23 protein-coding genes and 1 tRNA gene are annotated in these 26,212 nt (G+C 57.1%); 12 read left to right on the top strand and 12 right to left on the bottom strand.

The annotated features are described in order from the left end of the window. Positions 1–247: 247 nt before the first annotated feature. The 3 genes from JQR86_RS03390 to desA form a co-directional block, all read right to left on the bottom strand. Positions 248–1,597: an OprD family porin gene (locus JQR86_RS03390; protein ID WP_407362286.1), complete on the bottom strand. Its 1,350-nt coding sequence runs from the start codon at positions 1,595–1,597 to the stop codon at positions 248–250. Between the two features lie 205 nt (positions 1,598–1,802). Next, a complete protein-coding gene (locus JQR86_RS03385) occupies positions 1,803–2,774 on the bottom strand; it encodes a sensor domain-containing diguanylate cyclase (RefSeq protein ID WP_407362287.1) in 972 nt (323 codons plus the stop codon). A 109-nt stretch (positions 2,775–2,883) separates the two neighbouring features. Continuing rightward, complete coding sequence (gene desA, locus JQR86_RS03380) at positions 2,884–4,080, bottom strand: delta-9 fatty acid desaturase DesA (RefSeq protein ID WP_074822220.1); 1,197 nt, start codon at positions 4,078–4,080, stop codon at positions 2,884–2,886. A 237-nt stretch (positions 4,081–4,317) separates the two neighbouring features. Here desA and oscA point away from each other — a divergent pair, with 237 nt between their 5' ends. The 5 genes from oscA (at position 4,318) to JQR86_RS03355 (ending at position 8,317) form a co-directional block, all read left to right on the top strand. Continuing rightward, the gene (gene oscA / locus JQR86_RS03375) at positions 4,318–4,500 is read left to right on the top strand and encodes a sulfur starvation response protein OscA (protein ID WP_010795676.1); all 183 of its coding nucleotides are present in this window, start codon (positions 4,318–4,320) and stop codon (positions 4,498–4,500) included. Positions 4,501–4,579: 79 nt separating this feature from the next. After that, the gene (locus tag JQR86_RS03370) at positions 4,580–5,578 is read left to right on the top strand and encodes a sulfate ABC transporter substrate-binding protein (protein WP_286787855.1); all 999 of its coding nucleotides are present in this window, start codon (positions 4,580–4,582) and stop codon (positions 5,576–5,578) included. A 79-nt stretch (positions 5,579–5,657) separates the two neighbouring features. Beyond that, positions 5,658–6,476, top strand: coding sequence for a sulfate ABC transporter permease subunit CysT (gene cysT / locus JQR86_RS03365; RefSeq protein WP_434154332.1), 819 nt, complete (start codon positions 5,658–5,660; stop codon positions 6,474–6,476). A 9-nt stretch (positions 6,477–6,485) separates the two neighbouring features. Next, positions 6,486–7,349, top strand: coding sequence for a sulfate ABC transporter permease subunit CysW (gene cysW / locus JQR86_RS03360; RefSeq protein WP_407362290.1), 864 nt, complete (start codon positions 6,486–6,488; stop codon positions 7,347–7,349). Beyond that, positions 7,349–8,317, top strand: coding sequence for a sulfate/molybdate ABC transporter ATP-binding protein (locus JQR86_RS03355; protein ID WP_010795680.1), 969 nt, complete (start codon positions 7,349–7,351; stop codon positions 8,315–8,317). The genes cysW and JQR86_RS03355 overlap by 1 nt, the downstream gene beginning before the upstream one ends. 55 nt (positions 8,318–8,372) lie before the next feature. Here JQR86_RS03355 and JQR86_RS03350 read toward each other — a convergent pair whose 3' ends face one another. From JQR86_RS03350 to gabD, 3 genes are all read right to left on the bottom strand, one after another. Then, positions 8,373–9,473 carry an SMP-30/gluconolactonase/LRE family protein gene (locus tag JQR86_RS03350; RefSeq protein WP_434154331.1) on the bottom strand — a complete coding sequence of 367 codons (1,101 nt, stop codon included), beginning with the start codon at positions 9,471–9,473 and terminating at the stop codon, positions 8,373–8,375. A 294-nt stretch (positions 9,474–9,767) separates the two neighbouring features. Then, positions 9,768–11,048 (bottom strand): 4-aminobutyrate--2-oxoglutarate transaminase, encoded by a 1,281-nt coding sequence (gene gabT / locus JQR86_RS03345; RefSeq protein ID WP_074822208.1) that lies wholly within the window; start codon positions 11,046–11,048, stop codon positions 9,768–9,770. Between the two features lie 251 nt (positions 11,049–11,299). Further along, positions 11,300–12,748 carry an NADP-dependent succinate-semialdehyde dehydrogenase gene (gabD, locus tag JQR86_RS03340; protein WP_150346661.1) on the bottom strand — a complete coding sequence of 483 codons (1,449 nt, stop codon included), beginning with the start codon at positions 12,746–12,748 and terminating at the stop codon, positions 11,300–11,302. A 450-nt stretch (positions 12,749–13,198) separates the two neighbouring features. Between gabD and JQR86_RS03335 the strand changes: the two genes are divergently transcribed. Beyond that, a tRNA-Arg gene (locus JQR86_RS03335) sits at positions 13,199–13,275 on the top strand. A 70-nt stretch (positions 13,276–13,345) separates the two neighbouring features. On the opposite strand, the gene JQR86_RS03330 is transcribed toward JQR86_RS03335, so the two are convergent. After that, complete coding sequence (locus JQR86_RS03330) at positions 13,346–14,554, bottom strand: ROK family transcriptional regulator (RefSeq protein ID WP_407362292.1); 1,209 nt, start codon at positions 14,552–14,554, stop codon at positions 13,346–13,348. 212 nt (positions 14,555–14,766) lie between these two features. Between JQR86_RS03330 and JQR86_RS03325 the strand changes: the two genes are divergently transcribed. The 4 genes from JQR86_RS03325 to JQR86_RS03310 all read left to right on the top strand — a co-directional run bounded on the left by JQR86_RS03325 (position 14,767) and on the right by JQR86_RS03310 (position 18,836). Next, positions 14,767–16,158 carry an APC family permease gene (locus JQR86_RS03325; protein WP_125887499.1) on the top strand — a complete coding sequence of 464 codons (1,392 nt, stop codon included), beginning with the start codon at positions 14,767–14,769 and terminating at the stop codon, positions 16,156–16,158. A 43-nt stretch (positions 16,159–16,201) separates the two neighbouring features. Then, entirely contained in the window at positions 16,202–17,194 is a 993-nt protein-coding gene (locus JQR86_RS03320; RefSeq protein ID WP_010795704.1) for an ROK family protein, read from the top strand. Positions 17,195–17,213: 19 nt separating this feature from the next. Next, positions 17,214–18,242, top strand: a complete 1,029-nt coding sequence (locus JQR86_RS03315; RefSeq protein ID WP_407362293.1) for an SIS domain-containing protein — start codon at positions 17,214–17,216, stop codon at positions 18,240–18,242. Between the two features lie 180 nt (positions 18,243–18,422). Then, positions 18,423–18,836 carry a topoisomerase DNA-binding C4 zinc finger domain-containing protein gene (locus JQR86_RS03310; protein ID WP_407362294.1) on the top strand — a complete coding sequence of 138 codons (414 nt, stop codon included), beginning with the start codon at positions 18,423–18,425 and terminating at the stop codon, positions 18,834–18,836. Here JQR86_RS03310 and JQR86_RS03305 read toward each other — a convergent pair. Further along, positions 18,833–19,999, bottom strand: a complete 1,167-nt coding sequence (locus JQR86_RS03305; protein ID WP_407362295.1) for an MFS transporter — start codon at positions 19,997–19,999, stop codon at positions 18,833–18,835. The two genes, JQR86_RS03310 and JQR86_RS03305, sit on opposite strands and share 4 nt — an antisense overlap. A gap of 317 nt (positions 20,000–20,316) precedes the next feature. Here JQR86_RS03305 and JQR86_RS03300 point away from each other — a divergent pair, with 317 nt between their 5' ends. Next, positions 20,317–21,399, top strand: a complete 1,083-nt coding sequence (locus JQR86_RS03300; RefSeq protein WP_407362296.1) for a GGDEF domain-containing protein — start codon at positions 20,317–20,319, stop codon at positions 21,397–21,399. A 26-nt stretch (positions 21,400–21,425) separates the two neighbouring features. Here the strand turns inward: JQR86_RS03300 and JQR86_RS03295 are convergent, their stop codons facing one another. Continuing rightward, positions 21,426–22,451, bottom strand: coding sequence for an alpha/beta fold hydrolase (locus JQR86_RS03295; RefSeq protein WP_407362297.1), 1,026 nt, complete (start codon positions 22,449–22,451; stop codon positions 21,426–21,428). A gap of 294 nt (positions 22,452–22,745) precedes the next feature. On the opposite strand from JQR86_RS03295, the gene JQR86_RS03290 reads away from it, so the two are divergent. Continuing rightward, positions 22,746–23,852, top strand: a complete 1,107-nt coding sequence (locus JQR86_RS03290) for a catalase family protein (protein ID WP_434154330.1) — start codon at positions 22,746–22,748, stop codon at positions 23,850–23,852. 19 nt (positions 23,853–23,871) lie between these two features. Here JQR86_RS03290 and rbsD read toward each other — a convergent pair whose 3' ends face one another. The 3 genes from rbsD to JQR86_RS03275 are packed head-to-tail and all read right to left on the bottom strand — an operon-like array spanning position 23,872 to position 26,211. Continuing rightward, positions 23,872–24,276 (bottom strand): D-ribose pyranase, encoded by a 405-nt coding sequence (gene rbsD / locus JQR86_RS03285; RefSeq protein WP_434154329.1) that lies wholly within the window; start codon positions 24,274–24,276, stop codon positions 23,872–23,874. Positions 24,277–24,284: 8 nt separating this feature from the next. Further along, positions 24,285–25,193, bottom strand: coding sequence for a ribokinase (gene rbsK / locus JQR86_RS03280; protein WP_026003976.1), 909 nt, complete (start codon positions 25,191–25,193; stop codon positions 24,285–24,287). 1 nt (position 25,194) lies between these two features. Beyond that, entirely contained in the window at positions 25,195–26,211 is a 1,017-nt protein-coding gene (locus JQR86_RS03275) for a LacI family DNA-binding transcriptional regulator (RefSeq protein ID WP_434154328.1), read from the bottom strand. Between the last annotated feature and the right edge of the window lies 1 nt (position 26,212).

The following is a 26,212-nucleotide window of genomic DNA, read 5'->3' as shown; positions in this document are numbered from 1 at the left end:
GCAGCACCGGAGCGCTACAACGCTTAGAGCAAGAGGTTGGTATTGGATGGGCTGCCTTACCTCCTGCCGGAGGCGGCAAAACTAAAGTCAAACGTCTGGAGCGTCTACCTTTCAATGCACTCTTTTGGGGCAAAACACTTTTAGCCAAGTAGCGCTTTTTAGGCCGCTCACCTGTCGATACAGTATCCGCCGTGAGCACGCACAAAAAAGCCCGCGATAAAGGCGGGCTTTTTTCCGAACCGCTCTATTAGAGCAGCGGCAACGAGTAGCTGACGATCAGACGGTTTTCGTCTTGGTCGCGCTGGGTAGGGAACTCAGAACGATACACGGCGTTTTTCCATGTAAGGCCCAGCCCCTTGAACGTGCCTTCAGGAATAACATAAGCAACGGAGATATCACGCTCCCACTCGCTCTTGTCACCCGTAGAGTGTCTGGCATTGTCAGCGTTCAGGTAGGTAACACCTGCCGTCAGGCCTGGTACACCAACAGTTGCGAAGTCATAGGCGTAGCGAACCTGCCAAGTGTCTTCGCCAGCCCGGTTAAATTTAGCAATCTGGGAGTCCGTGTTGATATATGCAGAAGCGCCCTCACCCGTATTGATGAAGGGAAAGTCGCTGTCACCATTGGTGATCTGGTAGCCAGCAGCTACTGTGTGACCGGAAATGGTGTATGCAAACAGTGCGCTATAGAGTTGGTTGTCTACTTTACCGCGGGTACGGCCGCTGCCGTAGTAGCCAGTAGAGCCATAAAGACCAGTAGTGTCAGAGTCTTTATTGTTGCCGTTACCTTTGCTGTTGAAATAGCGCAGGTCGGTTTTGAACGTGCCGTCGCCCAGCTTGACACTGTGGCCCAGCCCTAGGAAATGCTGGTTGTAGAAATCTTCCAACTGGCCAAAGTAGTACTGCAGCGTCAGGTCTTTGGTAACAGCGTAATCAGCACCTGCGAAACGGAACTGATTAGAATCACGCGCTGTACCGCCAGTGTTGGAACCAGCAATCGAAAACTCTTCATTGCTACTGGAGCCACGAGTCTTGGTATGCTCAAGCTGACCAGCAATGAACGTTACGCCATCAATTTCCTTGGACGTAATTTGTCCACCCTGGAAAGTTTGCGGCAGCAAGCGACCATCGTTGATGGTTACAACCGGAAGCTTTGGAGAAAGCGTGCCGTAACGCAGCTCAGTCTTGGAAAACTTAGCTTTAGCAGTCAGGCCCAAGCTACTGAACTCATCTACATAGCTGCCATCGCTTTCAAGCGGAAAGCTACCGCTAGTACTAGGGCGACGGTCACCTTTATCAGTACGGCCGCCACCATCCAGACGCAAGCCCAACATACCAACAGCGTCAACACCAAAACCAACTGTACCTTGAGTAAAGCCAGATTGGTAGTTAAGCATGAAACCCTGACCCCACTCTTCAACTTTTGAAGGTTTACGAGTTGGGTTGATCTGGTTGCGGTTATCGGTGTTGATGTAGAAGTTCCGCATCGAAAGCGTTGCTTTGCTGTCTTCTACGAACCCAGCAGCTTGAGCGGAGGAAAAGGCGTACAGAGACAAGCAAGCGCTGGCGACAGCCAGAGCCAAAGGCTTCTTACCCATGAAAATAGATGCTCCAAACTATTTTTGTGTTGCTACTGAACTTATCGGTCGATAAGAACAGAACTTAAGCGTAGACCACTAGCAACACCGTTTTAACGCTATTTGAAATAAGGTTTCCCCGTCTTATTTCATGTAGCTATTAAAACCGTCATTAGTGACCGGTTCCCTTGCAGGGGAGCAAACTAAATGTAAAAAGTGTTTTCGTCTAGCCCTGGACGATTTGATCTTTACCCTGCCGCTTGGCCTTGTACATGGCCTCGTCAGCACGAGCGTAGAGGGCATCGAGCCCTTTGTCGTCTTCCTTGAGAACGGCCAATCCCTGACTGATCGTGACCCGCAAGGGGCCCTGGGGAGTAGGCACCATCAATTGGCGTACCGCTCGTTGCAAGCGTACACCGATTTGCTCCGCCAGCTCTCGATCACAGCCCGGTAGCAGCAGCGCAAACTCTTCTCCACCGATGCGGCCAAACAGGTCGCCCCGGCGGATCATTTGGGCTCCACATTCAGCCACACGCTGAAGCACCAGATCGCCCATCTGGTGACCGAAACGGTCGTTGATTTTCTTGAAGTCGTCGATATCGAAAAGCAGAAAAGCCAGCGGCTCAGTGGTCGTTTTAGCCAACTCAAAGGCACGCTGTGCGCTCTCGAAAAAGTGACGTCGGTTACTGCTGCGCGTAAGCACATCAGTTGTCGCCAGGCGCTGGAGTTCTTCCTCCATGCGCTTTTTCTCGGTGATGTCCTCGGCGATACCGACGACCAGCAGCGGCATACCGGCTTCGCTGCGCTGGCTGACAAAGCACTTGTCGCTTAGCCAGCGAATTTCTCCATCCCCTCGAATGATGCGGTATTCACGGGATTCCATGGCGCCCTGCTGAAGCACCTGGTTAAGCGTTTCCTGAACATATTCGACGTCATCGGGGTAGACGTTATTTATCCAGACGTCGTAGCTGGTCATGGCCAGGGCGATCGGCCGACCAAATACCTGCTCATAGGCAGGACTTACGTAGATGATTTCACCAGTCTGCCAGTTGAGTGCCCACAGAACCGAATTAACGCTTTCCAGCAGAGCGCTAAAGAGTCTTTCACGCTCCCGCAGACGCTCAGCCTCAGCACGCGAATGCAGTAACGCGAGCATTGTTTCATCCGCAGAAAGCGGACCTAGCAGCTGTTCGTCCATAATGTCGCCGTTATATCAATCCAGCAGCATAAGAACATCATTCGGGTTTCCAGTTCCGCTGCCGAAAAGACAAAAGCCCGCCATTTGGCGGGCTTTTGTTCAAGTTTATTTAAGAAAGCGCTGAAGCCGTTGCTGGTCGCAGTGAGTACGTCTTCAAATGCTCTGCAAATTCCTTCAAGGATTGGATGCCACTTGTCTCCGCCTCGACAATCCACTCCTTCATGGCCGCTAGCATGTCATGTCCGTTGGCACTGGTCTTGACCCAGATATGCTGTAATGCCAAACGTTTCTCATAGATCAGTTTGAGCGACTGACTTTGCTCGAGCAGTGATTGAATTGTAGCGTGTTGGCGCTCTTTGAGCAGACTGGTTTCACGGGACAGCAACCGCTTTGCGCTGCGGATCAACGGCCGCTTGGCTGGATCGGCCGTGCGCCACTCCTGCTTGACCAGGGGAGCGATGACCTGCTTTCGATATTGCGCCATGATCTGGAAGCGATTGTTGAGAATCGCCATGGCCGTATCCATATCGAGCAGCCCTTTCCCCTCCACGCGATGCGCGATGGGTGCCACGCGATTGACCTTTGCCAGCTTGAGCCAGGAAAAGAGCTTGATCCAGGCCCAGCCCATGTCGAATTCCCACTTCTTGACCGACAGCTTGGCCGAGTTCGGATAGGTATGGTGGTTGTTGTGCAGCTCTTCGCCACCAATGATGATGCCCCACGGGATCAGGTTGGTAGCCGCGTCGCGGCACTCGAAATTGCGATAGCCCACCGCATGACCCAGGCCATTGACCACACCGGCTGCCCAGAATGGAATCCAGGCCATCTGGATAGCCCAGACGCTTAGTCCGAGCGTACCAAACAGGGCGATGTCGATAAGGAACATGAGCAGGATGCCGCCGTTGGGATACCGGCTGTATACGTTACGCTCGAGCCAGTCGTCCGGGCAGTTCTTGCCGTAGATGCGCAGGGTTTCTTCGTTCTTGGCTTCCTCTTTATAGAGTTCGGCGCCTTTACGAACGACTGTACTGAGTCCCTTGAAAACCGGGCTGTGAGGATCGTCTTCGGTTTCGCATTTGGCGTGGTGCTTACGATGAATGGCAGTCCATTCACGGGTGTTCATGGCCGTGGTCAACCACAACCAGAAACGGAAAAAATGCTTGAGCGCGGGATGGAGATCCAGCGAGCGGTGAGCGGAATAACGGTGCAGGTACACCGTGACGCTTACGATGGTGATGTGCGTGAGCACCAGCGTAACCGCAATCAGTTGCCACACTGAAAGATCGAGCAAGCCGTTGTACCACATAGTGCTGGCATTACCTCAGAGGGGGTAAGAATGAATACGCTCAGTGAACAGGCGTTCGCCCATTATTACTGAGTATTTACAGATGTCTACTCATGCTTTTGCTACGAATAATGTCACCGCTCGGCTTCTTAAAACCTTAAAGCATAATAAAATCACTAAATAGTATTTTAAGAAATAAGCCGTTTCCATCACTATGCGCTCACGCCGTTAACACGACATGACGATCAGGAAGACTCCATGAGCGCAACGCCCTTTCGTAGTCTGGATAACCACAACGACACCATTCTTCACGATATTCAAAACGCTCTGCAGGGCCTGCGCTTCGGCTCGGTCGAGATCACCGTGCATAACGGGCAGGTTGTGCAGATTGAACGCAAGGAAAAGTTTCGCCCGCAGCTACCTTCCAATAATAAGGCTTGAACGTCTATGCGACGTTCGTGCCATGCCACCGTCTATCCTAGTAGCCAACTCTAAATAAAAAGTCACAAGGAGCCGTTTCATGTTCATCCGCCGTTTCGCTTTGGCCGCGCTGGCCAGCGTATTGATTGCAGGGCCGGCCGCAGCCGCAACGGAACTGTTGAATGTGTCTTACGACCCGACACGTGAGCTGTACCAGGAGTACAACGCGGCGTTCGCCAAGCACTGGAAAAGCGAAACGGGTGAAGGCGTTACCGTCAAAAATTCGCATGGTGGTTCAGGCAAACAGGGGCGCTCGGTGATCGATGGGCTACGGGCGGATGTAGTCACGCTGGCCCTTGCAGGCGATATTGACCAGATCAGCAGCATCGGCAAGCTGCTGCCAGATAATTGGCAGACTCGTCTTCCCGATAACAGCACGCCCTATACTTCGACCATTGTATTTCTGGTACGCAAGGGTAACCCGAAAGGTATTCATGACTGGGCCGACCTGACCAAAGAAGGTGTAGAAGTCATTACACCCAATCCGAAAACGTCTGGCGGGGCTCGGTGGAATTTTTTGGCAGCCTGGGCCTGGGCCAAGAAACAGTACGGCACTGACGAGAAGGCACAGGCTTATGTGCAAGACCTCTATAAGCATGTCCCTGTACTGGATACCGGGGCGCGCGGTTCGACCATCACGTTCGTGAACAACCAGTTGGGCGACGTGCTCATTGCCTGGGAGAACGAGGCCTTTCTGGCCAAGAAGGAACAAGGCGGCGATCAGCTCGAGATCATCGTGCCGTCACTGTCCATTCTGGCTGAGCCGCCGGTAGCGGTGGTGGACAAGGTGGTCGATCGCAAGGGGACACGCAAGATTGCCGAGGCCTACCTGCAGTACTTGTACAGTGAAGAGGGCCAGCGTATTGCCGCGAAGAACTTTTACCGTCCGCGTAACGAGAAGGTGGCTGCCGAGTTTGCCCAGCAGTTTCCGAAGCTTGAACTGGTAACCATCGATGACGCCTTTGGCGGCTGGAAATCGGCGCAGCCCAAATTCTTCAATGATGGCGGGGTTTTCGACCAAATCTACCAGGGCCACTGATGCCCGGATGAGCTCCACAGAATGGTCCCGGCTAACCGGGGCCTTTTGCCAGGTCTGCGGGCCTGACTAAGGACACACTATGTCGCGTCGTACTTCCCCGGTCATACCCGGCTTCGGATTGACCCTGGGCTACACCATTGTCTACCTCAGCCTTCTTGTGCTGATTCCGTTGGGGGCCATGTTTGTCCATGCCGCCCAGCTTACCTGGGACCAGTTCTGGGCCATTATTACCGCACCGCGTGTATTGGCGGCTTTGCGCCTGAGCTTTGGCACCGCGTTTGCGTCCGCTGTTATCAACAGTGTTATCGGGGTACTGCTGGCGTGGGTACTGGTCCGCTACACCTTCTCCGGACGCAAGATCATCGATGCCATGATCGATCTGCCCTTTGCGTTGCCAACGGCCGTTGCCGGCATTGCCTTAACGGCGCTGTATGCTCCGGCCGGGCTTATTGGCAGCCTGCTCCAACCGCTGGGCATCAAGATTGCGTTCACCCCGCTGGGTATCACCCTGGCGCTGGTGTTCGTCACGCTGCCGTTCGTAGTCCGTACCGTGCAGCCTGTGTTGGCGGACATTCCCAAGGAAATTGAAGAAGCGGCAGCCTGCCTCGGCGCCAAGCCGTTGCAGGTGTTTCTTCATGTTCTGTTACCGGCGATTCTTCCAGCGTGGCTGACCGGCTTCGCCTTGGCCTTCGCCCGCGGGGTGGGTGAGTACGGCTCGGTTATCTTCATTGCCGGCAATATGCCGATGAAGACTGAAATCCTGCCCCTGCTGATCATGGTCAAGCTCGATCAATACGACTATACCGGCGCCACGGCCATTGGCGTGATGATGCTGGTGGTGTCGTTCATCTTGCTGCTGGGCATCAACCTGCTGCAGCGCCGCATCGAGCATCCTTGAGGGAACACCATGAACACATCGAATCCATCCTCCCTCAGTGCCGCTCGGCGTGGTAGCCCCTGGGGGCGTCGTATCCTGATCACAGCTACCTGGGTCGTATTTACACTGTTCCTGCTGCTGCCCTTGTATATCGTCCTGTCGGAAGCCCTGAAAGAGGGGTTTGGCACGTTCTTTAGCGCCATTATCGAATCGGATGCCTTGTCAGCTCTGAAACTGACGCTCATTGCGACCGGTATATCGCTACCACTGAACGTGGTGTTTGGCGTGGCGGCGGCCTGGTGCGTGAGCAAGTACGAGTTTCGTGGCAAGAGCATCCTGGTCACGTTGATCGACCTGCCCTTCTCCGTTTCGCCGGTCATTGCCGGTCTGGTGTATGTGCTGCTCTTCGGCGCGCAAGGACTACTGGGTCCGTGGCTGCAGGATCACGATATTCAGATTATCTTTGCCGTACCCGGAATCGTGCTGGCGACCCTGTTCGTGACCTTTCCTTTCGTTGCCCGCGAACTGATTCCGTTGATGCAGGAGCAAGGCACGCAGGAAGAGGAAGCCGCGCGGCTGCTGGGCGCCAACGGCTGGCAGATGTTCTGGCATGTCACCCTGCCCAACATCAAATGGGGCCTGATCTATGGCGTGGTGCTGTGTAACGCACGTGCCATGGGTGAGTTTGGTGCGGTATCGGTCGTATCCGGCCATATCCGTGGCGTAACCAACACCCTGCCGTTGCATGTCGAGATCCTTTATAACGAATATAACCATGTGGCCGCGTTCAGCGTGGCCTCGCTGCTGCTGGCCCTGGCCTTGCTGACCCTGCTGCTCAAGCAGTGGAGCGAAAGCCGCCTCGCCAACCAGAACAGCACCCAGGAGACGCATTGATGAGCATCGAAATCCGTAACGTCAGCAAGCGCTTCGGTGCTTTCCAGGCCTTGAATGACATCAACCTTGATATCCAGAGCGGTGAGCTGGTCGCCCTGCTCGGCCCTTCCGGCTGCGGCAAGACCACCCTGCTGCGGATTATTGCCGGCCTGGAAACACCGGACAACGGCAACATTGTCTTTCATGGTGAAGACGTCTCCGACCGTGACGTGCGGGATCGAAACGTAGGCTTCGTGTTCCAGCATTACGCCCTGTTCCGCCACATGACCGTGTTCGACAACGTGGCGTTTGGCCTGCGCATGAAGCCCAAGCGCGAACGGCCCAGCGAGAAAGTGATCGCCGAAAAGGTCCATGAACTTCTAAACATGGTTCAGCTGGACTGGCTGGCCGACCGCTACCCTGAGCAGCTGTCCGGCGGCCAACGTCAGCGGATCGCCCTGGCGCGTGCGCTGGCGGTAGAGCCGAAGATTCTGCTGCTCGACGAGCCCTTCGGCGCGCTGGACGCCAAGGTTCGGAAGGAGCTGCGCCGCTGGCTGGCCCGTCTGCATGAAGAAATCAACCTGACATCCGTCTTCGTTACCCACGACCAGGAAGAAGCCATGGAAGTGGCGGATCGTATCGTGGTCATGAACAAGGGCGTGATTCAGCAGATCGGCTCGCCGGGCGAGGTGTATGAGCAACCTGCCAGCGATTTCGTCTATCACTTCCTGGGCGACTCGAACCGCCTGCAGGTCAATGGCTCGGAGATCATGTTCCGCCCCCACGAAGTCTCCATCAGCCGGGAGGCACTTACAGGGCATCAGCCTGCCGAGGTACGTGATGTTCGCCCGCTGGGTGCGACCACACGGGTGACGCTACGCGTGAATGGTCAGGATGAGCTGATTGAGGCAGAGGTCATCAAGGATCACGACAGCCTCATTGGCTTGCACAAAGGGGATGCCTTGTATTTCCGCCCCACCGTCAGCTGATCCTTACTATGAAAGCAGTCAGCCGTTGCCCGGCTGGCTGCTTTTTTATCGCCTGCTATAAATAGATCGCACCACGCGTATTCACATACAGTGAATAAAGCGAGTGGCTGCTCGCCATGAAGAGGCGGTTACCGTTCAAGCCACCGAAGCATAGATTCGGGCAGCGCTCCGGCAAACGGATATGACCGATCGCCTTGCCGGCCGGATTGAAAACCATCACGCCGTCCAGCTCTTCCGGCTTGGCCTCCGGGACACCTGGGCTTCCCCAGCCACACCAGAGATTGCCGTCTTCGTCGCACTTGATACCGTCCAGTGCCCCGTAATTTACACCTTCGATATGCTTGCGCCGCTCACCTAACGTACCGTCATCGTTGACCCCATAGGCCCAGACCAGACGGTTCGGCTTGGCACGCCCCTCGACCACATACAGGGTCTTTTCATCTGGCGAGAAGCACAAACCATTGGGCCCTGCCAGATTATCGATCACCCGCGTGACCGCTCCCGTCTTGCCATCGATGCGGTAAACCCCATGAGGCAGCTCGGTCTGGACCTTATGCCCTTCATAGTTACTGTCGGCCTGGAACGGTGGATCGGTAAACCAGATGGAGTCGTCACGCTTCACGGCAATGTCGTTCGGCGAGTTGAAGCGCTTGCCTTCGAACTGATCCGCCAGAACAGTGATGCGACCGTCGTATTCCATCCGCGTGATGCGGCGGCCTTCGTGGGTAGTGGTTGACCCTTCGCAGATCAACAGGCGCCCCTGACGATCCCGGCACAAGCCATTGGAGTAATTGGAAGAATCACGGAAAACGCTCAGGCTACCGGTAACCTCGTCCCACCGCATGATGCGGTTATTGGGAATATCACTAACCAGCAGATACCGGCCATCCCCAAACCAGACCGGCCCTTCGAGCCAGCGCATGCCGGTGCCGAGCTTTTCAATGCTCGCGTTGAAAATACGGTATTTAAGAAAGCTCTCATCCAATACCTGGACTAGCGGATCCGGGTAACGCTCACTGAGCGGTTCGGGGCTTGCGGCTTCTGCAAGACCGAAGCGGCCCAGGGTTACAGATGCAGCCGAAAGGACGAGCGATGTTTTGAGAAAGCGCCTACGGGTATCGTCAGCCGTAGCGCCATGCTGCTGTTGATCAGCCATGGGGGCATAACTCCTTGTTCTTATTATGGATAGCCTGCCGAAACGTGGCGACGGGCCTGTCATCCTCCCGACAGCAACGCACACACTGGCCGCTCGTGCTGCATACAGCACAGGAGCATTCAAAGAGGAAAGACAGACTCTAGACAGGTCATCGTATGACTTGCAAGGAAAAGGCTGCAGAACGCCTCACAAAGCGGCCTAAAGGCTCTAAATCAGCGCCTTAAATCATCAGACAACTTTTTTTCCAGACAATAAAAACCGCCGCGAAAGCGGCGGTTCTTGTCATGCTGCAGATCAGGCCAGTTCGTCGAAGCACTCGCCGATAATGCTGATACCACGCTGCAGGTCTTCATCGCTGACAGTCAGCGGAACCAGGATGCGCAGTACGTTCCCGTAGGTGCCGCAGCTGAGCATGATCAGGTTCTTTTCACGGGCACGAACCACTATCTGGCTGGCCAGTGCACCGTTGGGCTTGTGGACGTCACCGTCCTCACCCAGCTCGACCGCAATCATGGCACCCAGGCCACGCACATCGACAATTGCCTTGTGCTTGGCAGCAATGGCCTTGAGGCCTGCCGTCAGCTGCTCGCCCACAGCCTTGGAACGGTCCAGCAGTTTTTCTTCCTCAAACGCATCGATGACAGCCAGTGCCGCCGCACACGCCAGCGGGTTACCGGCATAAGTACCGCCCAGGCCGCCAGCGCCAACAGAGTCCATTACGGTTGCACGGCCCGTAACCCCCGATAGCGGGAAGCCACCCGCGATAGACTTGGCAAAGGTGACCAGATCAGCATCAACGCCCATCTGCTCCATCGCGAAGAAAGTACCGGTACGGCCCGCACCCGATTGAACCTCATCGGCAATCAGCAGGATGCCATGGTCGTCGCACAGCTTGCGCAGGCGAACCATGAATTCTTTCGGCGCCGCATAGAAACCGCCTTCGCCCTGTACCGGCTCAAGAATGATCGCTGCGATATCACCCGGCTGTGCGTCGTTCTTGAACACACGCTCCACGCTTGCAATAGCGTCGTCCACGGTGATGCCATGCAGCTCGCAGGGGTACAGAGCGCGGAACACACCACCCGGCATGAGACCCATGCCAGCCGAGTACGGAGCGACCTTGCCGGTAAGCGAAAGAGTCATCATGGTACGGCCGTGGTAGGCGCTGGTAAACGCGATGACACCGGCGCGCTGAGTGGCTGCACGGGCAATCTTCACCGCATTTTCAACGGCTTCAGAGCCTGAGTTGAACAGTGCGGTCTTTTTAGGGAAGTTGCCCGGCACCAGCTGGTTGAGCTTTTCGCAAAGGGCGACATAGGGCTCGTACGCCAGTACCTGGAAGCAGGTATGGGACACCTTCTTCAGCTGCTCCTGTACGGCCGCTACAACCTTAGGATGCAGGTGGCCGGTGTTCAGCACAGCGATACCGCCAGCAAAATCCAGGTATTCGTTACCTTCGACGTCCCACACCTTGGCATTCTCGGCGCGGTCGACAAAGATCGGGTGAGTCTGCCCAACGCCACGGGGTACAGCGGCGTTACGGCGATGCATCAGGGAAGCGTTTGTATCAGTCATGGTGTCCTCTTGAGCTGCTCATCGTCAGCCAGATAGGGAGTAAAAGCGAGCACCGGTCGCAGGGCAGCATACGATGATCGACTGCCAACAACGCCAGCCACTCGCCGGAGGTAGTGCGTTACCAACGGCTCGCTCAAGGCGATGACACCCTGAGCGAGGGAACCACAAGACGGCTACCGGAAAACGGGTCTGGCCTTGGACCAATTTACGTCTGGTAGCCATACACGCCTGTTAGCCAGACGCTGTAGCGGTCAAACACCCAGGCAGAGGTATTTGATTTCCAGATAGTCTTCCATACCGTACTTGGAGCCTTCACGACCCAGGCCGGACGATTTCACGCCACCGAACGGTGCCACTTCGGTAGAGATCAGGCCAGTGTTGATACCCACCATCCCGGACTCCAGCGCCTCAGCCACACGGAAGACGCGGGACAGGTCGCGGGCATAGAAGTACGCGGCTAGACCGAACTCGGTATCGTTCGCACGGGCGATGGCTTCTTCTTCCGTCTTGAAGCGGAACAGCGGAGCCAGCGGGCCGAAGGTTTCTTCCTTGGAGACCTTGGCGTCTGCCGGTACGTTAATCATGATGGTCGGCTCAAAGTAGCTGCCGCCCAGCTGGTGAGCCTTGCCGCCTGTGATCACCTGGGCACCGTGGGACACGGCGTCCTCGATGTGCTCCTTGACCTTGGCAGCCGCCTTGTCGTCGATGAGCGGGCCAATGGCTACGCCCTCTTCCAAACCATTGCCCACTTTGAGCTTCTCGACCGCTGCCTTGAATTTCTCGGCAAACGCGTCGTACACGCCATCCTGTACATAAATACGGTTGACGCAGACACACGTCTGGCCGGCGTTGCGGTACTTGGAGATGAGCGCGCCCTGAACGGCGGCATCCAAATCGGCATCGTCAAATACAATGAACGGTGCGTTGCCACCCAGCTCCAGAGACACCTTCTTAATGCCTGGGGAGCATTGCTCCATCAGCTTGGCTCCAATCTCGGTAGAGCCAGTGAAGGACAGCTTGCGAACAGTTGGGTTGCTGGTCAGCTCGGCGCCGATTTCGGACGCGCTGCCTGTAACCACGCTCAGTACCCCTTTCGGAATACCGGCACGCTCGGCCAGCTCGGCCATGGCCAGTGCGGTGAATGGCGTCTGGCTGGCAGGTTTGATGACCATGGTGCAACCGGCTGCCAGGGCAGGACCGGCCTTACGGGTAATCATGGCGGCCGGGAAGTTCCAGGGCGTGATCGCTGCTGTTACACCAATCGGCTGCTTGATAACGATAATGCGCTTGTCCGCCTGATGGCCGGGGATGGTATCGCCATAAACACGCTTGGCTTCTTCAGCGAACCACTCAATAAAGGATGCGGCATAAGTGATCTCGCCCTTGGCTTCGGCCAACGGCTTGCCCTGCTCCAGTGTCATCAGGCGACCCAGGTCGTCCTGGTTCTCGATCATCAGCTCAAACCAACGGCGCAGCTTCTGCGAACGCTCCTTGGCGGTCAGATTACGCCAGGCCGGCAGAGCACGCTCAGCTGCCTCGACGGCGCGCTTGGTTTCCGCGCGGCCCATCTTCGGTACTGTTCCCAGGGTTTCGCCCGTGGCCGGGTTACCCACGTTGATCGTCTGGCCGCCGTCGGCATCCATCCAGGCTCCATCAATGTAAGCCTGCTGTCGGAACAGTGAAGCATCTTTCAATTGCATGAAGGTCTCCTCGAAGAGATTTCAGGTCGACGGGGCCACTTTATTAAGCCCCGCTGACAATATTCTGAATGGGAAAGGCAACAGCGCTTTCCGTTCAACTCTTTTATCGCGAATCGATAACCATCCCTCACCCTGAATTCAAAGGGTTACGAAGAGGCAATGATTGGCGGTATACAGCGGAACACGGCCCATCGCCGGACGGGCCGATGGATGACACAGCGAACGTCTGCCAAAGCGAAGCGGCAAGCGTTCAAAATCTCAAACGCATGCTAGGCTTCCGCTAACATAAGCGCAATATGTGTTCGATAAAAACAACGCACGCTGCTTTATAGAAGAAATAAACCGTCAGAGAAGCTACGAAGCCAACCCGCTGATTTTGCTTGGAAACACGAACGCGCAACAGGGCATGGACGTTCCGCCCTGACATGAGTATCATGTCGCCCTCGTAACGCATCCGTAGCTCAGCTGGATAGAGTACTGCCCTCCGAAGGCAGGGGTCGTGGGTTCGAATCCCGCCGGATGCGCCAGATATCGTTTCCACATGCGCTGCATGTAGCGAAACACCAAAAGCCCGCCTTGTGCGGGCTTTTTTGTTTCTTATCCCCTTTCGGCTTTGAGCAACGTTTCGTAATGCGGGCTGATTTCGGTCAGGATGACCAGGGCGGCAGCACCGAGGGCAACGGTGTCCGGGCCCGCAGCGCCGAGTTGGATGCGGGGGTATTCACGGTCCGGCCGGCGGCTGACCGAGACGGGTAGCGGCGCTAGCCGGTTTACCAGTTGCTTGAGAATTGGCTCAGGCAGAAAACCGCTGATGAGGATGGTTTGCGGGTCCAGGAGGGATTCGAGGATGTTGATGGCATGTCGCAGGGCGGGTACGGCCTCATTCAGCCAGGCATCGACGCCTTGCCTGAAGGCGGCGGTGTTACAGTTCCAGGTGGCAATATCCTGATCAGCGGTTTGTCCCAGGTGTTCAAGCAGCGAGGCGATGGACACATACCGTTCCAGACAACCCGTGTTTCCGCAGTAGCAGACCTTGCCGTCAGGAATGACGGACATGTGGCCAATCTCCCCGGCGTTATGCCAGTGCCCGGGATACAGGCGATTTTCCAGATACAGCCCTGCTCCCAGGCCGCTGCCAATGAAGAGATGCACAAAGTTTTGCAGATCGCTGGCAACGCCATGTAGTCGCTCGCCCATGGTGGCGGCAGTGGCATCGTTCTCGATAAGCACAGGCAGTTCCAAGGCTTCTTCGAGGCGTGAAGGAATGGCAGGGTCATCCCAGCCGGATAGGGCCGTTGGGCCAACGGCAGTGATGCCTTCCACGTCGAACGGCCCGGGTAAGGCAATACCGACGCCGATGAAGCGATGCGAGGGAAACTGTGCCCGGAAGCGGCCAACAGTTTCAGTGAGCAGGGGCAGCGCTTCGTCAAAGGCGGGGTAATCGACCGGCAGGCTGGCCTGCGCCTGACACTCTCCGAGTAGATCAAGCAGCACGGCAATGATGCGATGCTGCTCGACATGAAAGCCGATGGCATAGCCGCCTTGAGGGTTGATCGACAGGGGAACCGGGGGCTGGCCCCGGCCAACCTTTTCCGGCGCATGGGCGAGCAGCACGCCCTCCTCCTGCAGCTCCGTCACGATGTTCGAGACGGTTTGAGCGGTAAGGGAGGTCAGCCTTGTCAGGTCGGCACGAGTCAGCCGTCCACCCAGGCGGATGGCTTCCAGAATGACCCGGCGATTATGCAGGCGGGCGTGTTCGGCATTGGTGCCGGTAGTCACGATGCGTTTGGTAGATGCCTTTCTCATGTTTACATCATCAGGAGCGCGCATTAATTAAATCAAGTTGAATTAATATAAAGCCTATGGTCTTCTAAGGGTGGTTCGCTGTTTGGCATGTACTCACCTGACCAAAGCGATCCCTTCACTACAACAACAATGCCGAATCGGTAGAGCCGATCGATGGCACGAAGAATCTTTCATCTGCCCATCCTTTACCTTTCGAGCGAAGAGATCGTCCTATGCCGTCATCACCCGTAACCGGCCAGCCTTCCTCCGGCCTCAAGAAAAAACTTGGTCTGTTTCCCGCCACTACGCTCAACATGAGCCAGATGTGTGGTGTAGGGCCTTTCATTACCATTCCAACCATGATTGTCATCATGGGCGGCCCGCAAGCTTATCTCGGCTGGATACTGGGCGCCCTGCTGGCCCTGTGTGATGGTCTGGTATGGGCGGAGCTGGGTGCGGCATTGCCAGGTGCGGGAGGCACCTATGTGTACCTGCGCGAGGCCTTTGGCAAACGCACGGGAAAGCTGATGCCCTTTCTGTTTATCTGGACGGCGATGCTGTTCATTCCGCTGATCATGTCCACGGGAATCATCGGGTTCGTTCAGTACCTCACCTGGTTCTGGCCGGACATGAGCCAGACGGCAGGCAATGTGATTGGCCTGGGCCTTATCTGGCTGATCATCGGGCTGTTGTGGCGCAAAATCGAGTCGGTCGCCAAGCTGGGCATCGTGCTGTGGGTAATCATGCTGATCAGCATTGGCAGTCTCATTACTGCAGCCCTCTCCCACTTTCACCCTGAGCTGGCCTTCAGCTTTCCCGAGGGAGCGTTTGATCTTTCCGACAGTGGCTTCTGGCTTGGCATGGCTGGAGGGCTAACAATCGGCATTTATGACTACCTGGGCTACAACACCTCGGCCTACCTTGCTGGTGAGGTTGACCAGCCGGGCCGCGTGATTCCCAGGTCCATCATCTTTTCGATTCTCGGCATTCTCGCCATTTACCTGTTGATGCAGGTAGGCGTGCTGGGCGTCGTGGATTGGCATCGCATGCTTGATCCCAATTCGGCAGCTTATAAATCCGTGGCCTCGGTGGTACTGAGCGAAACATGGGGCGCTACAGCGGCCAATGTCGTGACGGTTCTGATTCTGATCACTGCGTTGGCTTCGGTGTTCGCAGGGCTTCTGGGAGGCTCGCGGGTGCCGTATGAAGCTGCGAGGGACAAGGTGTTCTTCCAGGCGTTTGCCAAGGTGCATGCCCGCCATGAGTTCCCGACGTATGGGCTGCTGAGCATGGGTGTGCTGACGTCGATCGGCTTCATGATCGGCCGGTTGAGCGACCTGACCACGCTGATCCAGCTTCTGACAACCGTCATGATTCTGGTGCAGTCTGTTGCCCAGATCATTGCACTTTTCGTGCTGCGCAAGAACCAACCGCACCTGAAACGACCTTATGCGATGTGGCTTTACCCGGTGCCGGCCGTTATTGCGCTGGTGGGCTGGGTCTATATCTACATGGCCTCCAACCATAACGCACCCGGTGCCTACCCGATCCAGTGGTCATTGGTCTGGCTGCTGGTGGGTGGCGGCGCCTATCTCCTGTGGGCGCGTACACACCGGCTCTCCTGACTGTAGCGCCATAACACAAGCACTTGAAAGAGAGAGTCTTACCATGCCTGATCAGGGCGTACTGCTGGCCATCGATGTTGGCGGTACCAAAACCCACATTGCCTGCTATGACCCCGCCAGCGAACAGCTGGCGACTCGGGTCCTGGCGACCCATGCCGAGGGCCTGCTTGGCGGGCCGGCCCTGATGCGCCTGCTTGAGGCCGCACGGGAATGTGCACAGCAACTCGGCGCAACGACCATTCGCAGCGTGGCAGGCGTGTTCCCGGGCGTTGTACGTGGCCATACCTTACTGATGGCGCCCAATACACCCGGCTTTGAAGGGCTCGACCTGCATGGCTTGATTGCTCAAGGGTTGGGTACGCCTGGGGTCATGCTGGACAACGACGTCAAGGCCGGTGCACTGGCCGAGGCACGCTGGGGCAGCCTGCAAGGTATCGATCATGCGCTCTACCTGAATCTGGGCACGGGGCTCTCTGCCGCAGCCATTGCCAATGGGCAGCTGATCCGTGGGCATAACGGCGCCGCCATGGAAATTGGCTATATGTTGTCACCTTTTCTGGACCCTGAGCGCGTGTCGGACTGGTACAGCCACGAGCAAGGCGGTGCCCCGCTGGAGGAGCTGTTTTCCGGAACGGCCCTGAATCAGCTGGCCGTTGAGCTGCTCGGGCCGGGCCACCAGGCGCTCGACCTGTTCACCAGCCAGGAGCCTCGCGCTCAGCAGGCGCTGCATGTGCGGATTGCTGCCTGCACCGCTCAGGTGGCCAATCTGGCGATCGCCCTGGATGTTGGCCGCATTGCCATTGGTGGAGGGCTTTATCGGCAAGCGGCAACGCTGGCCCCGCTCATCAAGCACATGATTAACCGTACTGTTCCCTTTGCGCCTGAGATCGTCACGGCGCATTTCACGCACGACGCGCCTCTATGGGGCGCGCTGAGTATGGCCATGGATGCCGCCGGGCTTGCTTTTATCCCCGAGCAGATTCTGAGCCAAACCGAGCTTCTTTCCACACCGGACGCTACAGCGTCCGAAGGTTGACGTCCCGAAGGTAACTGCAATGTCCCTGATGTTGAATGAAACCCAGTCCATTCCTGCCGTCCTGCAACGCATGCTGGACGACGACAGTGCTGTTATGGCACTGGCAGACCGTCTGGCGCGTAATCTGCCTGACCTCATGATGACCGTGGCGCGGGGCAGTTCGGATCACGCGGCTGCCTATTTCGCTCACCTGATGATGTGCCGGATCGGCATTCCCAGCCTTTCCATGCCACTTTCGCTGGTCAGCCTCAATCAGCCGCCCCTGCGCTTCAACAATGCCTGGGTGGCGGCGCTTTCCCAATCTGGCAAGAGTCCGGACCTGATTGCCAGCGTTCGTTATTTGAAATCCCGCGGCGCTAGGGCCACTGCCCTGGTGAACACCCCCGATTCGCCTCTGGCGGCAATTGCTGATGGTGAGGTCCTGCTGCCTGCCGGACTTGAGCAAAGTGTGGCTGCCACCAAGAGCTATGTTGCCATGCTTATGGCAGCCGCCCAGACGGTAGGTTATCTGGAGCGCAACCTGGGTATAAAGTCGGACCTGCTACAAGCGCTCCAGACATTGCCTCGGCAGATGGAACGTGCCGTGGAAGCGGACTGGTCCAGGGCCATCGAGGTGCTGACACCGGTCGACAAGATGCTGGTCATCGGCAGAGGCCCAGCCCTACCAATCGCCATGGAAGCAGCCCTGAAGCTGAAGGAAACCTGCGGCATACAGGCCGAAGCCTTTTCCAGTGCAGAGGTTAAGCACGGCCCGATGGAGATCATTACCGAAGGGTATCCGGTTCTGGTTTTTGCGCCTGCAGGTTCCGAGCAGGCCGGCACGCTAGCGTTCGCCCAAGAGATGCGTGCGCGTGGGGCCCAGGTATTGGTGGCTGCAACCGAGGATAATGACGGCGTCGATTTACCCAGCGCCCGGACCGACCATGCCCTGCTGGAGCCTTTAACTCTGATCCAGAGCTTTTATGTTCTTGCCGAGGCACTGGCCAAGGCGCGCGGCTGCAATCCTGATCAGCCGCGTTACCTGAAAAAGGTGACAGAGACGCATTGATGAGCGCCTGCATGCTCTCGCCATGAATGCCACCTTTCCCATTCATCGGTGACAAAACAAAGCCCCGACACGCCACTGGTCGGGGCTTATTGCCTCCGGCTTAAGCTTGAATGTCCTTTGCCGATAGCCCTCGCATATCAGGCGCACTGTGCGCCGCGCATCAGCCAAATGGATAAAGTCATGGGACGCATGCCGCTTACGCAAAAGGCATTCACTGGATCAGTGCTTTTTCTTCTACCCTACCTGACATGGGCTGGGGATGCGGCTGCCGGGGCACTTTCCGTCAGCGATGCCGCGATCATGCTGGGTATTGTTGGCGTACTGGTAGCCTGGAGCGTCTATGAAGGGTTGCGCAGCAGTCGAGTAACTCAAAAACCTGCGCCGCATCATTCGATCACTGCTGCCAACGCACCTTTGGTTACACCCTGGCAGGCCAATGCGGAGAATTGCCCGTTCTGCTCGGCGCCCATGAGCCTGCGCACGGCCAAGGCTGGCAAGAGCTTTTATGGTTGCAGCCGCGCCCCTGTCTGCCGGGGAACAAAGCTCATCAGCCACTCTGCGAGAACGCATGGCTCTCGTCTATCGAGTCTCTAACCATGTTGCTCCAGTCTGACGGCACCTTCACCCCTTGCCTTCAGGGCACACAGTACGAATAAGCCAGCCGCTGCGGCCAATACCAATGGCAGGCCATTTGGCCCTGCGGACATGGCTGCGCCACTCAGGATGGGACCAGCAAGACTTCCCACGCCCCACAGAAACCCTGCACTGGCATTGGCGGTAATCAGATCCTGCCCTTGAAAATGCTGCCCGATAAGGGTGATGGCCAAGGTATAGACGCCACCGGCTACCGCACCCAGTATGACCAGCACTGGCCAAAGCAACGCTTGCATCTGGATCAACCAGGGCAGCGCGAGGCCAATCAGCAAGGCTATCAGGCCGCAGCCGAGGTAAAGGTGGTTGCGGTTGAAGCGATCGGACAGACAACCCAGCGGGTATTGCAGGCAGGTGTCACCTAGCAGAATGACGGTCGCCATCAGTGCGGCCAGTGCAACCTCGTAACCGTGGCTCAAGGCAAACACAGGAAACATGGACAGCACGACGCTATCAAAAAAAGAGAAGAACACGACGCCTGCGCAGATCGCAGGGGCGACCTTCAGAAAGCCCAACACGGTAAAGGTCTTTTGCTCAACGGTAGCCTTACCGGCGATGGGGTTGGGCAGAAATCGCGCAGTAGCCAGCAAACACACAGCAAAGATCGCCAAAACGATGCCTGTCACCCAGGCACTGCTCGGGCCCAAGGCGGAAACCATGGCAGGCCCAAGCAGCTGAAAACCGGTGAAGAATGTGGCGTACAGGGAGACAACACGACCACGGTTGGATTCATCGGCAATCTCGTTGACCCAGGCCTCCCCCAGCATGACGATCAGCCCTGCCCCTACTCCCATCAGAAAGCGGAACAACCCTAGCGGGATGAGTTCGGTTCTGAAGACTTCCAGCATGGCGATACTGACCATGGAGAGGAAAAAGCACAGCAGGTAGATGTGCTTGCGGCCAAGCCGTGCGGTGAGCCATTCGACGATAAAGGCCGTCACGAGCATACCGGCGGCCGGCAAGGCCGAAAGGATGCCAATGGTCAGGTTGGGGATATCCGCTTCGTGCAGGCGTAGCGCCACAACGGGAATGGTGGCGCCAATACTGAGGCCGACGACAGAAATACCGACAATCAGCACGGCAAGAATCAGTTTGTTGGGCAGCACACATCAACTCCACGCAAGCCATTCGGGTTGCGTCTCGATACTCATCAGGTAATGGGTGTCCGGCGTTATGGGGTGCCGGTTCAATAGGCTTATTCATATTCAGGGATAAGCGTGTCTTATTAGCTAGCTTACTGTAAGCAACATACCCTTACTAATCGGCGGTTCCTGTACCTCCTCACGATTGCCGTGCCGCTGATCAAGCGGCTTATTTTCAAGCTGTTCTCACTCAAGACTTACCAGGTCCAGCCGATGTTCTGTAACAACTTTCACGGGCTGAAACGTGCAGCGCCATGCATGTATAAGTCGGGTCGGACTTAATGAGTAATGATCTTTCGGCGTCTGATCGCGCCCAGATTTTGGAAACAGCAACGGATCGTTTCTGGAGCAGGGGTGTACTTGGCATCAAGGCAGTGCTGGGTATTCACATTATTTTTCTGGTGACGTTCATTGCACTGGATGTAAAAGCCCTCTGGCTGACCAACATTGGCAGCGTGGCCATTCATTTCTATTGCCTTCAATTACTCAAGGCCAAGCGCTATCGGCTGACAAGCACGCTGCTCATATCAGAAATCGTCGTGCATGCCGTGGTCGCAACCGTGGTCATAGGATGGCATACCGGGTTTTACTACTACCTGCTCTGCATCGTTCCGATTGCCTTGTTCAATTACACCGTTGCCCCCTTCTGGCGCTGGGTAACCTGCATACTGATTTGTACTTGCCTACTGATAGGCAAGGTTACGGATCTGTTTTTCGCCGTTGAACCCCTGCTCATGTTGAGCCCCAGGGTTACAGAGCTGTTCAGCCTGTTCAATCTGAGCTCGGCCATCGTGATGCTGGTCTATATTTCGGCCCTGACGGCTTCCAGCTCGATTGCCATGCAGGCAGACCTGTTTACCCTGGCCAACAAGGACAGCCTGACCAATCTATATACCCGCGGACGCCTGCACAGCGAGGCGCAGCGGCTGTACCGCAGCCCTCAAACGTTCAAGCCGATCTCACTGATCATGCTGGATGTGGATCACTTCAAGAACATCAACGATACCTTTGGCCACGACGTGGGCGACACGGTCCTGCAGCAGGTGTCATCGGTCATTGCCGCGTCGGTGAGAGGCACGGACGTGGCCTCACGCTGGGGTGGTGAGGAATTTTTGATCCTGATGCGTAATACCGATCTGAAAAATGCCGACAAGATTGCCGAGCGGATCTTGAATGAAATTCGCGCAATACGTTTAGAGGTAGAGGGTGCCACCATTATGGTGACGGCCACGCTGGCGACCTGCGTGATTGGCGAGTGCGAGTGTCTGAAGGATGCCATCAAGCGCACCGACAAGGCGCTTTACCAGGGTAAACAGCAAGGCCGCAACCGAATCATGCGAGCCGCTCAAGCTGTCGCAGCCTGAGCGGCATCAACGCGTGTCCTACCCCGTCAACGGACCTCTAGCGGAAACCGCAGTAGCAACCAGTGCAGGAAGACGCGGTTGACCTCATCGGGCCGCTCCTGCTGGGTCCAGTGACCGGAGGACTGGATGGCGCCTCGCTGAAGGTCATGCACGTACGTTTCCATGCCTTCCGACATGGAAGGCGGCAGGAAGGCATCCTGATCTGCCGTGACCATGAGCGAAGGCACGTTTATCTCCGTCGGCAGATTGGCCGAACGCTCCCAGTTACGTGTGATGTTGCGATACCAATTAATGCCACCGGTAAAGCCGGTCCGGCTGAAGGTTTCAACAAAGACGTTGAACTCCTCCTCGGTCAGAAAGGTTTCCCGAGTATCCTGTTCGGGCTGATAGGCCTCCAGCCAGCGCACCAGTGCAAAGGCTGAGCCCTGCTCGGATGCCTTGGCCTTTGCGATACCCGCCCCGTCGACCTCGTCTCCTCCAGGCTTTTTCATCAGGAAACTGAACACTTTACGGGCATCTCGGTTGAAAACGCTGTCTGCCTCGCCGGGCTTCTGGAAGTGCACCTGATACATCTCGTCTCCCATGCGCTGGCGCATCGCCTCGATCGGTTCGACGGGCGGACGTGGCAAATACGGCGTGTTAAGGCCGATCACACCGGCGGTACGGTCAGGATGCAAAAGCGGCATCTGCCAGACCAGCAGACCGCCCCAGTCATGACCACAAAAAATGGCTTTTTCTACCCCCAGATGGTCCAGCAGACCGACCAGATCACCGGTGAGGTGCTCCATATCGTAGGCCTCAACAGCCTGAGGCCGCTCGGTCAAACCATAGCCGCGCTGATCGGGCGCGATGACCCAATACCCCGCTTCACTCAGCGCCTTGATCTGATGACGCCAGGAAAAGGCCAGCTCGGGAAAACCGTGGCAGAGCACAATGGGAATGGCTGGTTTGGAGCCGGTCATTCGAGGGCCGGCCTCGTAATAGGCCATCTGGATACCGTTGACCTGGGCTATACGAGCCGGCGGCATCATGGGAAGTGCTGGGGCAGACATGACGTTCTCCTCTGGTAGACCGTTCTTTAACGGACTGCGGCCAGTAGGAAGGGTTTTATTTCGTAGCGTTTTGTTGCGTTTAAGCGGAATGTGCAGCGAAAAAGATTCGATTCGCTCCAAACGAGACGGTAAGGCCAGGGTTTTGTATACAAAATGCTATCTATTTGTCATTCATCAACGCCATTCATGAACAGTCGATAGCAGGGCTTGTCCAGAGTCAGTAAGGCTTGTGACCAGTACACGCGCCATAACAACGATGCCACATAACGCACCCTGATGAGCTGAGGACTTACCATGTCGACCACCCTTCCCATTCGCCCACTGCTGTTTGATCCAGCGTTTGAACAGATTCCGGAGGACGAGGCCGAGACCACTCGCGAGCTGGTCGAAACGATGCGCAAGATCATCGAGACGACCTCCGAGGATTATGGGCACGCCGTACGCAGTGTTCACGCCAAGAGTCATGGCTTGTTGCAGGGACGTCTGAAGGTACTGGAAGGTCTGCCACCGGAGCTTGCTCAGGGTGTATTTGCCAAAGCGGGTGACTACCCTGTCGTGCTGCGCTTTTCAACCAACCCCGGAGATCTGCTGGACGATAGCGTCTCCTCGCCGCGGGGGTTGGCGCTCAAGGTCATTGGTGTGGAGGGAGATCGTCTGCCGGGTAGTGAAGGCCAGCTGACTCAGGATTTCGTAATGGTGAATGCACCGGCTTTTTCGGCAGCAACACCAAAGGCCTTTCTGAAAAGCCTGAAGCTTCTGGCCGCAACCACCGACAAGGCACCGGGCCTCAAGAAAGCGCTGTCGGCTGTTCTGCGCGGTACTGAAAAGGTAATCGAAGCCGTTGGCGGTGAAAGTGCAACGCTCAAATCCTTGGGTGGCCATCCGGAAACCCATATCCTGGGCGAAACCTTCTACACCAGCGTGCCCCTGCTGTATGGCCCTTATTACGCCAAACTCAGCGTGGCGCCTGCTTCTCCCGAGCTGACGGCCCTGACCGACGCACCGCTGAATGTAAACGGCAAACCCAATGGGCTACGCGAGGCGGTAAGCGAATTCTTTGCCAGGCAGGGTGGCGTATGGGAGATGCGGGTTCAGCTGGCTACCGATTCGGAGAAGATGCCCGTCGAGGATGCTTCAGCACAGTGGCCGGAGGAAGAAAGCCCTTATATCACCGTAGCCCGGATCAAAGTCGATCCTCAGCCCACCTGGACGGAGGCCCGCGCCAGGGAAGTAGACGACAGCATGGCGTTCTCACCCTGGCATGGCCTGGCAGCGCATCGTCCCATTGGGGGTGTGATGCGTTCTCGCAAGCCGGCCTACGAGATGTCATCCGGGTTCAGGGGGCAGTTCAACGGTTGCCCCATTCATGAGCCACGCTCACTGAATAGACTGCCTCAGTGAGCGTGCCCTGCCGGTGTCATCAGAAAGTGACGCCAGCAATCAATGCAATATTGGTATAGGGCTGGCATTCGCCAGTGCGGACCTGCACCCGCGCCTTTTTGCATAGCGCCTTGAGGTCCTCATGGCTTACCAGCTGGCGCTTGCCCAATTCGCCCGCGGCGCTTAACCGCTGGATTTCAACCAAGGCAGGCGGATGCTGGACAACGGTCTCCTCGGCGAGGACATGGGCCTCGACCTGCATTTCACTCACGATGACGCGTAGCGTAGTGGCGAAGTCGGGCACGCCATGAGTCACGGCCAGATCGATACATTCCACGCCGGGCGGTACGGGCATGCCAGCGTCGCCGATCACGATCACATCACCATGACCAAGGCTGGCAATCACGCGGGATAGCGCACTGTTAAGCAAAGGAGTCTTTTTCATGGGCGCTCTCAGATGTTCAATTCGCGGCGATAGGGAATGGAGGGTTGCGCTCCGGCACGGGTGACGGACAGCGCAGCCGCCTGCTGGCCCAAACGAACGGCCTCTTCCAGCGGAAGACCTTCACCCAGGGCAGCGGCAAATCCGCCGACAAAGGTGTCTCCGGCCGCCGTGGTATCCACCGCCTGGACAACCTGCGCCGGGAAGTGCTGCTGCCGTTCGGTATCCTTATACAGCACGCCCTGTGAGCCCATCGTCAGCAGGATACGCTTGGCGCCTGCGTCGAGCAGTTGTTGGGCAGCCTGGGCGGCTGTTTCCAGCGAGTTGACCTCAATACCGGTCAGAAGGCCGGCCTCGCTCTCGTTTGGAACCAGGTAATCCACATGACCATACCAATGAGCAGGCAGCGGGCCTACGGCTGGTGCTGGATTGAGAATGACCGTCTTTCCCAGTTCGCGAGCGCGGGTCAATGTCTTTTCGACCGTAGCGACCGACACTTCCAGCTGGGCGATGACCACATCGGCAGCCTGCAATGCGGCGTCGTGGCGGGTCAGGTGCTCGGGCGACAGCTCGCCATTGCTCCCTGCCACGATCACGATGCAGTTCTGCCCATTGTCATCAACCAGAATGGAGGCGATACCGGTCGGTACACCCTCTACGGATTCGACCGTGGAGCACTCGATGCCTTCGGCTTCCAATCCACTGCGCAGCTGCTCGCCGTAGGCGTCACGGCCTACGCAGCCGATCATGGTGACCTGGGCGCCCAAACGGGCACACGCCACTGCCTGATTGGCACCCTTGCCGCCAGGCGCCGTCACGAAACTGCGGCCTGCCAGGGTCTCACCGCCTACCGGCACGCGTGGGGTCCGTACGACCAAGTCCATATTCAGACTCCCCACGATCACTATTTTTGCTTGCATCTTATGGACTCTCGTTCAATTCGATAGACGTGGTGGACTCGCGTACCACCAGGGTAGGCGCCACCACGGTATGTTCAGGTGTGGGCCGGTGCCGCTGCGCGAGCCGGGCCAGCAGCTGTCCGGCGGCGCGCTCGCCTAACTGCAGGATGGACTGCCCCACCGTGGTCAATGCCGGATAAAGGTAGCGGCTCACGGCAATATCGTCGAAACCCACGATGGACAGATCCTGCGGAACGCGCAGGCCGCGCTCGGCGGCGGCACGCAGGATACCGATTCCGATCATATCGTTCCCGGCAAAAATGGCCGTGGGTGCACTCTTTTCCAACAAGTGTGCGGCAGCGGTATAACCGGCGGCGCTAGTAAACTCGGTATTGAGCAGCCACGCAGGCTGTATCGTCTGCCCAGCTTCCTTCATCGCACGGCAATAACCAGCCAGGCGTTCCTGAGCGACCAGCGTTTCGGCAGGCCCACCCAGGCAGGCGATACGCCGATGACCCAACGCCAACAAGTGCCTCGTTGCCAGATAGCCGCCCTCTTCATGGTCGATCTGCACCAGATCGGCTTCCACACCTTCCAGCGGGCGGTCGACCAGCACCATCGGCACCTTGACTGCAGCCAGGGCCTGGGCGAACTCACCGTCGCCGCCCACGGTGGCCACGATCAAGCCGTCAATACGACGCTCCAGCAGCACACGCAAGTAACGGCGCTGCTTGTCGTTATTGTCATCGGAGTTGCAGAGGATGACGCTGTAGCCGTTACGCTCGCAGTGATCCTCGATACCCCGCGCCAGCTCCGCGAAGTACGGGTTGCTGCCATTGGGCACGAGCAGCCCGATGGTGCTGGTGGCCTTGGCCTTGAGCGAGCGGGCCACGCCGCTGGGAACGTAACCCAGCTGGTCGATGGCCGCCTCGACCTTGGTGCGTACTTCCGCGCTGACCGGGCGAGTACCATTGAGCACGTGCGATACGGTGGTATAGGAGATACCGGCCAGTGCCGCGACGTCCTTGATGGTCGCCATG

The sequence above is a fragment of the Pseudomonas sp. JZ134 genome (assembly GCF_051027695.1).
Lineage (GTDB): Bacteria > Pseudomonadota > Gammaproteobacteria > Pseudomonadales > Pseudomonadaceae > Chryseomonas > Chryseomonas luteola.
The sequence above is the reverse complement of the archived record's forward strand: the minus strand, read 5'-3'. Positions and strand labels throughout refer to the sequence as shown.

Bases quoted from the DNA above. Each gene is read 5' to 3' on its own strand.
- JQR86_RS03390 (WP_407362286.1), bottom strand. From the start codon at position 1,597: ATGGGTAAGAAGCCTTTGGCTCTGGCTGTCGCCAGCGCTTGCTTGTCT.
- JQR86_RS03385 (WP_407362287.1), bottom strand. From the start codon at position 2,774: ATGGACGAACAGCTGCTAGGTCCGCTTTCTGCGGATGAAACAATGCTC.
- desA (WP_074822220.1), bottom strand. From the start codon at position 4,080: ATGTGGTACAACGGCTTGCTCGATCTTTCAGTGTGGCAACTGATTGCG.
- oscA (WP_010795676.1), top strand. From the start codon at position 4,318: ATGAGCGCAACGCCCTTTCGTAGTCTGGATAACCACAACGACACCATT.
- JQR86_RS03370 (WP_286787855.1), top strand. From the start codon at position 4,580: ATGTTCATCCGCCGTTTCGCTTTGGCCGCGCTGGCCAGCGTATTGATT.
- cysT (WP_434154332.1), top strand. From the start codon at position 5,658: ATGTCGCGTCGTACTTCCCCGGTCATACCCGGCTTCGGATTGACCCTG.
- cysW (WP_407362290.1), top strand. From the start codon at position 6,486: ATGAACACATCGAATCCATCCTCCCTCAGTGCCGCTCGGCGTGGTAGC.
- JQR86_RS03355 (WP_010795680.1), top strand. From the start codon at position 7,349: ATGAGCATCGAAATCCGTAACGTCAGCAAGCGCTTCGGTGCTTTCCAG.
- JQR86_RS03350 (WP_434154331.1), bottom strand. From the start codon at position 9,473: ATGGCTGATCAACAGCAGCATGGCGCTACGGCTGACGATACCCGTAGG.
- gabT (WP_074822208.1), bottom strand. From the start codon at position 11,048: ATGACTGATACAAACGCTTCCCTGATGCATCGCCGTAACGCCGCTGTA.
- gabD (WP_150346661.1), bottom strand. From the start codon at position 12,748: ATGCAATTGAAAGATGCTTCACTGTTCCGACAGCAGGCTTACATTGAT.
- JQR86_RS03330 (WP_407362292.1), bottom strand. From the start codon at position 14,554: ATGAGAAAGGCATCTACCAAACGCATCGTGACTACCGGCACCAATGCC.
- JQR86_RS03325 (WP_125887499.1), top strand. From the start codon at position 14,767: ATGCCGTCATCACCCGTAACCGGCCAGCCTTCCTCCGGCCTCAAGAAA.
- JQR86_RS03320 (WP_010795704.1), top strand. From the start codon at position 16,202: ATGCCTGATCAGGGCGTACTGCTGGCCATCGATGTTGGCGGTACCAAA.
- JQR86_RS03315 (WP_407362293.1), top strand. From the start codon at position 17,214: ATGTCCCTGATGTTGAATGAAACCCAGTCCATTCCTGCCGTCCTGCAA.
- JQR86_RS03310 (WP_407362294.1), top strand. From the start codon at position 18,423: ATGGGACGCATGCCGCTTACGCAAAAGGCATTCACTGGATCAGTGCTT.
- JQR86_RS03300 (WP_407362296.1), top strand. From the start codon at position 20,317: ATGAGTAATGATCTTTCGGCGTCTGATCGCGCCCAGATTTTGGAAACA.
- JQR86_RS03295 (WP_407362297.1), bottom strand. From the start codon at position 22,451: ATGTCTGCCCCAGCACTTCCCATGATGCCGCCGGCTCGTATAGCCCAG.
- JQR86_RS03290 (WP_434154330.1), top strand. From the start codon at position 22,746: ATGTCGACCACCCTTCCCATTCGCCCACTGCTGTTTGATCCAGCGTTT.
- rbsD (WP_434154329.1), bottom strand. From the start codon at position 24,276: ATGAAAAAGACTCCTTTGCTTAACAGTGCGCTATCCCGCGTGATTGCC.
- rbsK (WP_026003976.1), bottom strand. From the start codon at position 25,193: ATGCAAGCAAAAATAGTGATCGTGGGGAGTCTGAATATGGACTTGGTC.
- JQR86_RS03275 (WP_434154328.1), bottom strand. From the start codon at position 26,211: ATGGCGACCATCAAGGACGTCGCGGCACTGGCCGGTATCTCCTATACC.